The following is a 12513-nucleotide window of genomic DNA, read 5'->3' on the forward strand; positions in this document are numbered from 1 at the left end:
GTCCGATGAGAAAGACGGACGCACGGGAACGTTCACCCCCCTTCTGATCGTCTTCCGGGTGGGATGAACAAGACGATCAGGCGGGCCTCCGTCTTCACACTGCTGCTCGTGATCGCCCTGCTGGTCAGGGCGACCTGGGTGCAGTTCTACGACGGCAAGGCCCTCGCGGACGACAAATTCAACCGGCGCAACGCGATCCAGACGTACGCGGACCCGCTCGGGAACATCATCGTGGGCGGCAGTTCGGTCACCGGTTCCGCGGCGACGAAGAACAGCGACCTCAAGTACAAGCGCACGTACAAGGACGGCAAGCTGTACGCGGCGGTGACGGGCTATGCCTCGCAGGCCTACGCGCCGACCCAGCTGGAGGGGATCTACCAGGACCTCCTCGACGGGACGGACAGCCGCCTCAAGACCGTGATGGACACGATCACCGGCAAGCGGGCCGATCCTGGCAACGTGGTCACGACGATCGACCCGGACGTGCAGAAGGCGGCGTACGACGCGCTCGGCGACAAGAAGGGCGCGGCCGTCGCGATCGACCCGAAGACCGGGAAGATCCTGGCGGTCGTGTCGACGCCGTCGTACGACCCGTCGTCGCTGACGGACGCCAACACCGCGGGCACGGCCTGGAAGCAGCTCAACGCGGACTCCGACAAGCCGCTGACCAACCGCGCGCTGCGCCAGCCGCTGCCGCCGGGCTCGACGTTCAAACTGGTGGTGGCTGCCGCGGCGCTGGAGGACGGGCTGTACTCGTCGGTGGACGAGAAGACGAAGAGCCCGGACCCGTACACCCTGCCCGGCACCACCCGCGGCCTGTCCAACGAGAACCCGAACGCGCCCTGTGAGAACGCCACGATCCGCACCGCGCTGCAGTACTCCTGCAACAACGTCTTCGCGAAGATGGCCGTCGACCTGGGCCAGGACAAGGTGAAGGCGATGGCCGACAAGTTCGGCTTCAACGACACACGGCAGGACGTGCCGGTACGGGCCTACACCAGCGTCTACCCCTCCGACATGGACAGGTCCTCCACGGCCCTGACGGGCATCGGCCAGTACAACGTCACCGCGACCCCGCTCCAGATGGCGATGGTGTCCGCCGCCATAGCCAACGGCGGCAAGCTGGTCTCGCCGCACATGGTCTCGCAGATCACCGACAGCGGCGGTGACGTGCTGAAGAACTACGACGACAGCACGAGCACCAAGGAGATCGTCAGCTCCGCGACCGCCGGACAACTGCAGTCGGCGATGCAGACGGTGGTGGAGAAGGGCACGGGCACGAACGCCCGGATACCCGGCGCCACCGTCGGCGGCAAGACCGGCACGGCCCAGCACGGCGAGAACAACAGCAAGACCCCGTACGCCTGGTTCACGTCCTACGGCAAGACCAACGGCAAGGAGGTCGCCGTGGCAGTCATGGTCGAGCAGTCGAACGCAGCGCGTTCGGAGGTCAGCGGCAACGGCCTGGCGGCCCCCGTGGCCAAGGCGGTGATGCAAGCGGCGCTGAAGTAACCCCGCTGGGGGGAGCGCCCCGTCAGGGGCGCGGGGAGCTGCGCGACCAGCGACGAACAACCCGCAGCCGATCGCGCAGCGTCCCTCACTTCACACCGAGAATCTGTTCAACGGGGTCAATCGCGAAGTACACCAGGAACAGAGCCGACACACCCCACAACAACCAGTGCACCTCCTTGGCCTTGCCCAACACCGCCTTGATGAGGACGTAGGCCAGGAACCCCGCCCCGATACCGTCGGTGATCGAGTAAGTGAACGGCATCGCGGCGATGGTCAGAAACGCCGGGATCGCGATCTCGTACTTGTCCCAGTCGATGTGCTTGACATGGGTCATCATCAAGAAGCCCACCGCGATCAACGCAGGCGCAGCCGCCTGCAGCGGCACGATCGTCAGCAACGGCGTAAGGAACAGCGCGAGCCCGAACATCCCACCGGTGATCAGGTTCGCGAAGCCGGTGCGCGCTCCCTCACCCACACCGGCCGCCGACTCGATGTACGCGGTGTTGGAGGAGGCGGACCCCAGGCCGCCGGCCACCGCCGCCGCGCCGTCGATGAACAGCACGCGGCCGATCCCCGGCACCTGCCCCTGCTCGTCGAGCAGCCCGGCCTCCGCGCTGATGCCGACGATGGTGCCCATGGCATCGAAGAAGTCCGACAGGATCAGGGTGAAGACCAGCAGGACGGCGGTGAGGAAGCCGGCCTTGGCGAATCCGCCGAACAGGCTGAAGTGACCGACGAGCCCGAAGTCGGGAGTGGCGACGATCTTGTCCGGCAGGTGCGGGGTGGTCAGGCCCCAGCTCTTGATGTCCGCCACCGCGTCGATGATGATCGCGACGATCGTCATGGTCACGATGCTGATCAGGATCGCGCCCTTCACCTTGCGCGCGAGCAGCGCGATGGTGAGCAGGACGCCGAGACAGAAGACGAGGACGGGCCAGCCGGTCAGTCGGCCCACGGCCCCCAACTGCACCGGCACGGTGGTCTGCGCCGCGTCCGGGATCCGGCTGACGAACCCCGCGTCGACGAAGCCGATGAAGGCGATGAACAGGCCGATACCGACGCCGATCGCCTGCTTGAGCTGCTGCGGAATGGCGTTCATGATCGCCTCGCGCAGTCCGGTGAGGACCAGGACGCAGATCAGGATGCCTTCGAGGACGACGAGGCCCATCGCGTCGGACCAGCTCATGAGCGGGGCGAGCTGGAAGGCGACGACGGCGTTGAGGCCGAGGCCCGCGGCGATGGCGAGCGGGAGGTTGCCGCCGACGCCCATGATGATCGTCATCACACACGCCACCAGGGCGGTGGAGGTGACGAGTTGGCCCGTGTCGAGGCTGTGGCCGAACTTGTCCTTCGCGCTGCCGAGAATGATGGGATTCAGGACAAGAATGTAGGCCATCGTGAAGAACGTGGCGAAGCCGCCGCGTATCTCCCGGCCGAAGGTGGATCCCCGCTCGGAGATCCTGAAGAACCGGTCGAGGCCGTTCGCCGCTGGTGGCGCCGTACTTGGCCGGTCGGCCGTCTTCTTGGTATCGGACATGGCGGGTGCTCCTAGGTGCCTGATGGATCAGTGTGCGGATGCTGGCTGGATTGTTCCCGCGGTGAACCCGTTTCAGGTTTTCTCCGTGTTACGGAATCGGTCGGCCCGCCAGGCTGTGTTCGAGGCACCGTACAGATTCGAAGCCCCGTACGAACCAGGCGGTTTGATCACTGCTACGCTTCCGGATCTCGTCCGGGCCTCCTCCGGATGATCACATGTCTCACATGTCATCTACATGTCACGCACAGAGAGGTCGCCCGTGGGCACTGTCGTCGACGATGCAGCCTCCGTGGAGTTTCATGCCTTCTTCGAGCGGCACTACGCCGAACTGTCCCGGTTCGCCCATCTGCTGACCGGCGAGGCGGACGCCGCCGACGATCTGGCCGCCGACGCGCTGCTCGCCCTGTGGCACCGCTGGGACCGGGTGCGCGCCGCGGACCACCCGGCCGCCTACGCCCGCGGAGTCGTCGCCAACCTGGCCCGCACCCGGATCCGGAGCGCCGTGCGCGAGCGCCGGCGGATCTCGCTGTTCTGGTCGCAGCGCGAGGAGAAGACCGAGAATCCCGACATAGCAGGTGTTGTCGATGTCCAGGGGGCGCTGCGCAGGCTGCCGTTCAGGAAACGGGCGTGTGTGGTGCTCCGGCACGCGTTCGACCTGTCGGAGAAGGACACCGCTCTCGCTCTGGGTGTTTCCGTCGGTACGGTTAAGTCCCAGACGTCCAAGGGGATGGCCGAACTGCAGCGGATCCTCGGTTCCCAGGGCGTGTCACAGAAGGTGCACGCGGCGATCGCGCGTGGCGGCGAGACCGGAGGAACGGACCGATGAGGCAGCAGGACGTGCACGACGAGCTGCGCGCCCGGCTGCACGAGACGGCCGAGGCCCACGAGCCGGACCGGGCCAGGATCCTGGCGCGGATCGAGCGGGGCATGAGCGAGCACGGCCGCACCGACCACCGCGCGACTCGTCCGCGGGTGTGGGGCTGGGCCCGGGTGGTGAGTGCGACGGCCGCGGTCGCCGGCATGCTCGCGGTCGGCGGTTACGCGGTGGCGTCCGCGGTGAAGGACGACACTCCCCCGCAGCAGCAGACGGTCTCGGTCTCCCCGACGCCCACGCCCTCGCCCGATGCGACGAGCCGCGCGCCCCTCCCGCCGGTGGACCGGATGCCGAGCACCCCACGGCAGTCCCACAAGCCGAGCAGCACCCCCTCCGTGAAGCCCTCCGCCCCCATGCTGCCGCCCGCCGCCGGCGAGAGCGACGGTCCGCTGTGGTCGGACGGCTCCGTGGACCCGCACAGCAACGACTTCTGGGCGCAGAGCGACATCACGTTCAAGACGAGCGAGCAACTCACGGCTCTGACCGTGCAGTTGAAGGTCGCCCAGACCGGCGGGGTCAGCTCGTCCGGTGCCTGGCGTTCGCTGCCCGAGCAGGACTTCGACCTCACGGTCGGCGAGCAGAACGGCTTCCTCGTCTACACCTGGACGCTCAAGGCGGGCCGTACGGTCCCCAAGGGCGAGTGGGTGTTCGCCGGGCAGTACAACCACACGCGCGGCGGCCGGAACGCGAAGGGCGACACCTACGCGCTCACGGCCACGGCGGACGGCACGCAGCGCGCGGTGGGCGGCGACTTCGCGGCCCACACCAACGGCTAGGGCGACTCGTGACAACGTCCTGCCCGCAGACCTCGCGCAAAAAATCTTGAACAGGGCGGCAACCTGTTCCTCGGCGGCGGCAACCAGGCAGCACAGGACTTCCTCTTCACCTGCAGCTGAGTGAACATTCAAGTACGACGGGATTTCGCCCCTTGAGCACGCACAAGAGACACCTCACCCGCCGCCGGGTGCTCGGGGCCTCCGCGATCGGCGTCGCCGCCACCGGCGCCGCCGTAGCGGGAGGCGCCGGTCTGCTGTCGTCCGCGTCCGCCGCGGCCTTCGGTTACAAGGACGACGGCAGGAACTACGTCGTCGACACCGGGGCCGCCCTCATCTTCAAGGTCTCCAAGACGACCGGCGACCTCACGTCTTTGGTCTACAAGGGCAAGGAGTACGAGGGCTACGGCGGCAAGCACTCGCACGTCGAGTCGGGGCTCGGGGCCTCCACCGTCACCATCAAGCAGGCGGGCCAGACGATCCTGATCAAGGTCGTGCACGGCGCGATCACCCAGTGGTACGCGGCCCGCAGCGGCCAGAACAACGTCTATCTGTGGACGGACAAGAAGGACGCCTCCTTCACCGCGACCCGCTACATCGTCCGCCTCAAGCCTGGCGTGTTCCCCAACACGGGCTCCGACGCCTGGGACTCGGCCACGGACAAGATCATCGAGGCCGGTGACGTCTGGCGGCATCCGGACGGCACGACCCACTCCAAGCACTACTCGGGCAAGCGCACCATCGACTACGACCACGTCGGCTTCACCACCGGCTCGGTCGGTCTCTGGATGGTCCGCTCCAACCACGAGAAGGCCTCCGGCGGCCCCTTCTACCGCTCGCTGCTGCGGCACTCGAACGACGGCGGGGCGGGCCTGTACGAGATCCTGCACTACAACGAGGCCCAGACGGAGGCGGAACGTTTCGGCCTCCAGGGCCCCTACGTCATCGCCCTCACCGACGGCGGCGCCCCCTCCTCCTCGCTCTTCCAGGCGAAGCTCGACACCTCCTGGGTGGACGGGCTCGGCATCACCGGCTGGGTCGGAAAGGCGGGCCGCGGAAAGGTGGCGGGCGTCGGCCTGAAGGGCATGGACGCCAAGTACCCCTACACCGTGGGCTTCGCCAACACGGACGCGCAGTACTGGGCTAAGGCCGCGGCCGGCACCGGCGCCTTCTCCTGCAAGGGGATGCTCCCGGGGACGTACACGCTGGCCGTCTACAAGGGCGAACTCGCCGTCCACACCGGGTCGGTGAAGGTGACGGCGGGCGGTACGACGTCCCTGCACACGTTGAGCATCACAGGTGACCCGTCCGCCGCCTCGGCCCTCTGGCGGCTCGGCGACTGGGACGGCACGCCCGGCGAGTTCAAGAACGCCAGGCTGATGACGTACGCGCATCCCTCCGACGGCCGCGCGGCCAAGTGGACCGGCAACGTCACCATCGGTGGCGGCGGCGAGGCCGCGTCCTTCCCGGCGTACATGTGGAAGGACGTCAACGACGGCATCCTGGTCCACTTCAAGCTGACCAGGGCGCAGGCCGCGGTCGCGCACACGCTGCGGGTCGGGGTGACGGACGCGTTCGCAGGCGGGCGGCCCAGGGTGGCCGTGAACGACTGGGTCTCCGCCATTCCCACAGCACCCACACAGCCCTCGACTCGTTCTCTCACCACGGGTTCGTACCGTGGAAACAACCACACCTTCACTTTCAACGTCCCTAACAGTGCGTGGAAGACGGACACCTCCCAGTACAACGTACTGAAGATCAACATCGTGAGCGGTTCGGGCGGCACGGCCTATCTCAGCGCCGGCACGTCGTTCGACTGCCTGGACCTGCTGACCTGAGCCCCCCTCGGTCAGCAGAAGAAGCGCCCCCGCCGGTGACGACCGGCGGGGGCGCTTTGCGCCCTGTAGGGGCGCGGGGCTGTATCGATATGCGGCTCCGCCGCGCGGACGCGACCAGCCGTGAAACCCAGTCGCCGCCGTGGCCGGAAGAGGTTGCCGCGCCCTCTCGAAAACCAGCGAAACTTTCGCTGACTCCCGTCCCCCGCTCACCTGTTGACGTGCCGTTTACCACTGATGACACTCCGAGGGCGCCGCATCTCCAACAGAAACCCCCACACTCCGACAGGACTGCCCATGCGCCCCAGAGTCGTGCTCGTCGCCTGCCTCGCTCTCCTCCTCGGCCTGTTCACCGCGCCGCCCAGCACCGCGCACTCAGGAGCCCCACCCGTGAAGCACCCCAGGTACGCCGGTTATCTCTTCGCCTACTTCACCGGCGAGGGCACCGCGGACGGCGAGCAGATCCGCTACGCCCTCAGCCGCGGCAACGACCCGCTGCACTGGCGCGAGCTGAACCAGGGCAAGCCGGTCCTGACGTCGACGATCGGCGAGAAGGGCCTGCGCGACCCGTTCGTGATGCGCTCCCCCAAGGGCGACAAGTTCTACCTCATCGCCACCGACCTGCGGATGTACCAGAACAGCAGCGGCAGTTGGGACTACGTCCAGCGGCACGGCAGCAAGTCGATCATGATCTGGGACTCCACCGACCTGGTCCACTGGACCAACCAGCGCCTGGTCAAGGTGGCCCCCGACAACGCGGGCAACACCTGGGCCCCGGAGGCGTACTGGGACGACGCGCTGCATGAATACGTGGTCTTCTGGGCGTCGAAGCTGTACGCCGCCGACGACCCCGACCACACGGGGTCGACGTACAACAAGATGCTGTACGCGACGACCAAGGACTTCCGCACCTTCAGCAAGGCGAAGGTCTGGGACGACCCGGGCTACTCGGTGATCGACTCGACCGTCGTGAAGTACCAGGGCACCTACTACCGCTACACCAAGGACGAGCGCGACCCGTCCTCCAGCTCCCCGTGCTCGAAGTTCATCACCGGCGAGAAGTCGAAGACCCTCACGTCGACCAGGTACGACTTCGTCTCCGACTGCATCGGCAGCGGCTCGATCGACCGCGGCGAGGGGCCCACGGTCTTCAAGTCCAACACCGAGAAGAAGTGGTACCTCTTCATCGACGAGTACGGCGAGCGCGGCTACGTCCCCTTCGAGACCACCGACCTGGACTCCGGCAAGTGGACGATGTCCGCGGACTACCAGCTGCCGGCCAGCCCGCGGCACGGAACCGTGATGCCGGTGACGCGGGCCGAGTACGACCGGCTGCTGGCCGCGTATCCCGCCGCCTGAACGACGGGACACGGGATCCTCGTGCGGCTCAGCCGACGAAGTACGTCGGGTTCGGCAGCTTGTACGTGCGGTCGGCGTAGCCGCCGTCCAGGTCCGAGTACTGGTCGCCGAAGTTGGCGACGATCTCGTACCCGAGGTCGTCCTCGATGTGCTTGCGGGTGCCGGACTTGTACTGCACGGTCGTGCAGGTCCAGGTGCCCGGCGTGGCGCAGGCGCTCAGGTAGGCCGGCGGGTTCGCCTTGTCCTTGAGGAACATGTGGTCGGCGTCGAGGTTCACATCGGCGCCGATCTTCTTCAGGTTCTCGACGGCTGCGGTGCGCTGCGCCTCGCTCAGACCCGAGTTGTAGAAGACCTCGACGCCCTTGGACTCGGCGTACCGGACCAGCTCGGCGCTGCCGAACACGCCCGGGCGGTCGGCCTTGTTCACGTAGTCGGCCCAGGTGGTGCCGTTGTACGTGTAGTTGTACCGCTTCTCGTAGTCGAGGCTGAGCAGCAGCGTGTCGTCGATGTCGAACATGACCGCGGGCTTCTCGCCCCGGTGGTGCGCCTTGCGGGCGGCCTGGTTGATGTACTTCCGGGCGGCCGAGTCGAGCCGCGCCAGGTCCTTGGCATACGGGCTGTCCGAAGACGCCTGGTATACGCCGTTGGCGTCGGCGGTGGTGCCGTAGTAGGTGTCGATGTCCTTCACGAGGAGCCCGATGTTGTAGGGCTCGTGGGTGGAGTTGGCCGTGGACTGACCGGCCGTGGCCGCACCGGCGCCGTAGAGGACACCGCCGGTCAGGGCACACGCTGCGGCGATCGCCGCGATACGCAGTGGCTTATGCATGACAGGTTTCTACGCGCGTCACCCCCGTGGGCGCGAGACCCGTTGCCTGATCGATACCTCTTCCGCAGGCAAAAAACGGGTCAAGCGCACTGGACGGGACGGTTCCGGATCGGTATCGCTCAGTTCATCGTCGCCCCGATCGTCGTGCTCCCCGTCGTCAGGAACGTCGTCGCGGGCAGGGTGCCGCTGGAGCTGCGGGCGTTGTACGTCGTGGAGGCGTCCGTCGACCTGAAGGCCGGTGTCGAGATCCCGGAGTCCCAGTTGTTGCCGGACGAGGTGACCGAGGAACCCCTGGTGACCGAGCCGCTGCCGTTGCTCACGGCGAGGTTCTTGCCGAGTTTCGCCGAGCTGGTGGCGAAGTAGTAGCCCCACTTGGAGTTGGCGTAGGCGGTGGTGCGGTTGACGGTGATCGAGCCGGTGTTGGAGTTCTCGGTGAAGCCGTTGCCCGCGTTGCCCCAGGCGGCCGAGTTGTTGACGACATGGGCGACCGTCACGCCGTTGCCGCCGAGCTTGAAGCCGTTGCCGTTGCCCTCGAAGGCGGAGTCGCCCCAGCGGTTGACGCCGTTGCCGAAGGACCAGGTGTGCTCGATGGTGACGGGTGAGGAGAAGGACCAGAGGTCGATGCCGTCGTCCGAGTTGTTGTAGAGGCGCGCTCCGGTGACCAGGTTGCCGGTGCCGGAGCCGAACTTGATGGCGACGCCGTCCGCGTTCTGGCCGTGGTCGGCGGCGTCGTAGTTGCCGTAACTGTCCAGGTTCTTCACGGTGTTGTTGACCGTGCCGTCGCCGGTGAGCGTGAAGCCGGAGTCGCCACCGTTGATGGTCTTGATGTTGTTCCAGTTGGTGCCGGTGCAGGACTGGCAGACGACGGCGCTGTCCGGGGAGTTCTGGAAGGTGATGTCGGAGACGTTCCAGTAGTCCGCGGTCAGCTTGAAGATCCAGGAGCCGGACGGGAGCGACGAGCCGTCGATCTTGACCGTCTCCGAGCCGTAGGCGGTGAGCGTGACCGGCGAGGAGGAGGTGCCGTTGGCCGTGGACTGCAGGGTGGCCGTCGGGTAGTAGGTGCCGCCGCGGACCTGGATGACCGTGCCTGCGGTGGCGTTCTTGATGGCGTTGGACAGGTCGGTCGAGTTGCTGACGACCACGGTCGCGGCCTGGGCCTGGGTGGGGAGGGCGGCGAGTCCGGCGCCCAGGGCCAGGGCGGCCGCGGTGGCGAGTGCGGTACGACGAGACATGGAGAGCGGTTCCTTTCTCGTGCGGGTTCTCGTGCGGGTTCTGGTGCGGGTTCTCGTGCGGGTGGGGTGATGGTTCACAGGACGGTGGTTCACAGGACGGTGTCGAGCCAGCTGAAGACCTCGTCCTGCATACGGTCGACGAAGACATGGCCGAGGTCGGGCCAGGTCCTGAGGTGCAACCGCTCCTCGGCGTGGCGGGAGCGCCAGACGGCGCGCAGCTTCTCGTGAGCCGTGCGGACGCCGTCGGCGGGGAAGAGCGGGTCGAGCCCGCCGTTGAAGAACAGCATCGGCCGGGGTGCGCCGATGCTCGCCACGTCGGGGAAGTCGAGGGACCGGGACAGCCCGGGATGGAGCATGTAGTACGAGGACTGCCCGCGCAGCGTGTTGTTGCCGGGCACCATCATGTCCTTCAGGCCGGTCATCCAGCAGACGGAGGCGACCGCCGCGATGTCGTCGGTCAGCGCGGCCGTCTGCCAGGCGCGGTAGGCGCCCATGGAGAACCCGACGGCCGCGACCCGGCGCGCGTCCACGCGGTCGAGGCCGGCCAGGAACCCGGCGGCCCGGGCGTCCTCGCGGGCCATGAGCCCGGCGAGGGAGGAGCCGAGGTTGTAGAAGTTGGAGGCGAGGGCCTGCTGCTGGTCGTAGGCGACCGGACCGCGGTCGCCCCATCCGAGCGCGTCGGCGCACAACACCACATGGCCGCGGCGGGCCAGTTCGTCGCCGACGAAGCGGCCGCTGAAGTACTTGTCGGCCCAGGCCTGCGCGGAGGCGAGGCGGGTGTCGTCGTACCAGGGCCGGACGAGTTTCTCCTTCCCGATGTCGAACCTGGCTCCGTGGTCGTGCAGGAGGACGACCGCGGGGAAGGGTCCGGTGCCGTGCGGGGTCAGCAAAGCGGCGCGGACACGGTCGTAGCGCGTGAGGGAAAGAGTCACCAACTCCCTTGTGAAACCGTCCCCTTGACTGCTTTCACCGAACTCGGGCGCGTACGGTGTCCCGTCCTGCCGTGCGAGGAGGAGATGCTCCTCGACCTTGGCGCGGGCGGTGCGGCGCCAGGCCCGGAAGTCGCGGACGGGGGAAGTCCCCCAGGCGAGGGGGAAGCCGAGCCCGTCCTTGAGGGCCTGGTGGAAGTCGGGGAGGTTGTCGTCGACGAGGCCGGCGGCCCCTGCGGCCTGCGGGGTTCCGCCGAGGAACGCGGCCGCGGCGGCTCCCGTCACGAAGGTGCGGCGGTTCAGCGGCTCAGGCATATGGCCTCCCGGCGCCCGCGTGCCGCAGGACGTACCGCTGCACGGCGGAAGCGGTCGTCAGCGGCCGGTAGGAGTAGACGTCTACGGGGGCCCACCCCACGTCGTCCGTCAGGCCGATGCCGCTCGCCACCGCGTCCAGGCGTGCGGGCCGGCCGTCGAACCAGGAGCCGGTGTCGTGGAAGTGCTCGCCCCCGTAGTTCGCGACCGCGAGGGACGGCTCACCGCGCGGGTAGGCGAAGACGTTGCGCTCGGAGAAGATCGCGGACTCCACGCCGGCGCCGAGGGCGTACAGGGTGGCGGCCGCCCGGCCCCGGTAGACGTTGTTGACGACGTGCACCTGCCCGAAGCGGACGCGCGGCCCGCGCTGCACGATGTCGGTGAAGAGGTTCCGGGCGAAGGTGACCCTGAGGTGCCCGCGGTCGCGCTCCCCTCGCCCGTCGCCCGATCCGATGAGGAGTGCCTTGTCGTGGTCGTCGAACCGGCTGTCGGAGACGGTGATGAAGTCGGAGCCGTCTTCGATGTCCAGCAGCCCGTCGTGCCGTTGGACGTGCTCGCCGTGGAAGCCGAGGGGCGCCTCGCGGTCGGGGAAGCGGCCGTCGGTGAAGGTGCAGTGGTCGACCCAGATGTGCCGGCCGGTGATCACGGTCATCGCGTCGAAGCGTGCGTTCCAGTTGCCCTGCGGCCCGTCGTTGGGCGACCAGGTGGTGAAGTGGTCGACGGGCGCTTCGAGGCGCAGGTTGCGGATGACGATGTCCGTGCCGGTGTTGACGGTCAGGAAGACCCCGAGCAGCCGCGCGTCCTTCCCGACACCGACGAGGGTGGTGTTGCTCGGCACGGTGAGCTGGATCTGCGCCTTCTCCCTCGCCGAGCCGCTCTGCCGCAGCCCGCGTTGCTGCCTGCAGTAGTCGTGGCGGGTGTCGGACCAGGTGGTGCCGTCCGGCCCGAAGCAGGACATGTACCTGCCCAGGTCGTATCCGGGGGCGTAGTCCTGCTCGCCGAGCGTGGAACCGTCGTCCGCCTCGTGGCCGTCGACGGTCCCGGCGACCCGGATCACCTTGGGTGCGGTGGGGTCACCGTCACCCGCCAGCGCCTCCTTCAGTTCGGCACGGGTGTGCACCGTGCGGGTCGCGCCGCCCGCGCCGCCGGTGGTACCGCCGTCGGTCGAGGCCCACCCGACGGCGCCGCGCTCCGCAGCGGAGGCAGCCACCGTCGGCGGTAGGAGCAGCCACGCGCCCGCAAGCAGGGCGACGACCGCGCTCTTGAGGGGCGCGGGGAACGGCGCGATCAGCCACGACGGACCCGCAGTCGACCGGCGCCCCAT

The 12513-nt window shown here is 68.0% G+C and carries 9 protein-coding genes and 1 pseudogene; 5 read left to right on the top strand and 5 right to left on the bottom strand.

The features are described 5' to 3' along the window. Window positions 1-63 precede the first annotated feature (63 nt). The gene (locus LJ657_RS36650) at window positions 64-1512 is read left to right on the top strand and encodes a peptidoglycan D,D-transpeptidase FtsI family protein (RefSeq protein ID WP_232653247.1); all 1449 of its coding nucleotides are present in this window, start codon (window positions 64-66) and stop codon (window positions 1510-1512) included. A gap of 85 nt (window positions 1513-1597) precedes the next feature. On the opposite strand, the gene LJ657_RS36655 is transcribed toward LJ657_RS36650, so the two are convergent. Next, entirely contained in the window at window positions 1598-3049 is a 1452-nt protein-coding gene (locus LJ657_RS36655; RefSeq protein WP_232653248.1) for an NCS2 family permease, read from the bottom strand. 259 nt (window positions 3050-3308) lie between these two features. Between LJ657_RS36655 and LJ657_RS36660 the strand changes: the two genes are divergently transcribed. The 4 genes and pseudogenes from LJ657_RS36660 to LJ657_RS36675 form a co-directional block, all read left to right on the top strand. After that, window positions 3309-3875: a SigE family RNA polymerase sigma factor gene (locus LJ657_RS36660; protein WP_232653249.1), complete on the top strand. Its 567-nt coding sequence runs from the start codon at window positions 3309-3311 to the stop codon at window positions 3873-3875. Continuing rightward, window positions 3872-4699 carry a hypothetical protein gene (locus LJ657_RS36665; protein ID WP_232653250.1) on the top strand — a complete coding sequence of 276 codons (828 nt, stop codon included), beginning with the start codon at window positions 3872-3874 and terminating at the stop codon, window positions 4697-4699. Before LJ657_RS36660 ends, LJ657_RS36665 begins: the two co-directional genes overlap by 4 nt. A 152-nt stretch (window positions 4700-4851) precedes the next feature. Further along, a complete protein-coding gene (locus LJ657_RS36670) occupies window positions 4852-6534 on the top strand; it encodes a rhamnogalacturonan lyase B N-terminal domain-containing protein (RefSeq protein ID WP_232653251.1) in 1683 nt (560 codons plus the stop codon). A gap of 294 nt (window positions 6535-6828) precedes the next feature. Next, window positions 6829-7884 (top strand): annotated as a pseudogene (locus tag LJ657_RS36675) (glycoside hydrolase family 43 protein); the annotation flags it as partial. A gap of 34 nt (window positions 7885-7918) precedes the next feature. Here the strand turns inward: LJ657_RS36675 and LJ657_RS36680 are convergent. The 4 genes from LJ657_RS36680 to LJ657_RS36695 form a co-directional block, all read right to left on the bottom strand. Then, complete coding sequence (locus tag LJ657_RS36680; RefSeq protein WP_232653252.1) at window positions 7919-8716, bottom strand: HAD family acid phosphatase; 798 nt, start codon at window positions 8714-8716, stop codon at window positions 7919-7921. 119 nt (window positions 8717-8835) lie between these two features. Continuing rightward, complete coding sequence (locus tag LJ657_RS36685) at window positions 8836-9948, bottom strand: right-handed parallel beta-helix repeat-containing protein (protein WP_232653253.1); 1113 nt, start codon at window positions 9946-9948, stop codon at window positions 8836-8838. Between the two features lie 89 nt (window positions 9949-10037). Next, entirely contained in the window at window positions 10038-11192 is a 1155-nt protein-coding gene (locus tag LJ657_RS36690) for a dienelactone hydrolase family protein (RefSeq protein WP_232653254.1), read from the bottom strand. After that, entirely contained in the window at window positions 11185-12513 is a 1329-nt protein-coding gene (locus tag LJ657_RS36695) for a pectate lyase family protein (RefSeq protein ID WP_232653255.1), read from the bottom strand. The genes LJ657_RS36690 and LJ657_RS36695 overlap by 8 nt, the downstream gene beginning before the upstream one ends.

The sequence above is a fragment of the Streptomyces guryensis genome (assembly GCF_021261325.1).
GTDB lineage: Bacteria > Actinomycetota > Actinomycetes > Streptomycetales > Streptomycetaceae > Streptomyces > Streptomyces guryensis.

Bases quoted from the DNA above. Each gene is read 5' to 3' on its own strand.
- LJ657_RS36685 (WP_232653253.1), bottom strand. From the start codon at position 9,948: ATGTCTCGTCGTACCGCACTCGCCACCGCGGCCGCCCTGGCCCTGGGC.
- LJ657_RS36690 (WP_232653254.1), bottom strand. From the start codon at position 11,192: ATGCCTGAGCCGCTGAACCGCCGCACCTTCGTGACGGGAGCCGCCGCG.
- LJ657_RS36680 (WP_232653252.1), bottom strand. From the start codon at position 8,716: ATGCATAAGCCACTGCGTATCGCGGCGATCGCCGCAGCGTGTGCCCTG.
- LJ657_RS36695 (WP_232653255.1), bottom strand. From the start codon at position 12,513: ATGGGGCGCCGGTCGACTGCGGGTCCGTCGTGGCTGATCGCGCCGTTC.
- LJ657_RS36665 (WP_232653250.1), top strand. From the start codon at position 3,872: ATGAGGCAGCAGGACGTGCACGACGAGCTGCGCGCCCGGCTGCACGAG.
- LJ657_RS36650 (WP_232653247.1), top strand. From the start codon at position 64: ATGAACAAGACGATCAGGCGGGCCTCCGTCTTCACACTGCTGCTCGTG.
- LJ657_RS36655 (WP_232653248.1), bottom strand. From the start codon at position 3,049: ATGTCCGATACCAAGAAGACGGCCGACCGGCCAAGTACGGCGCCACCA.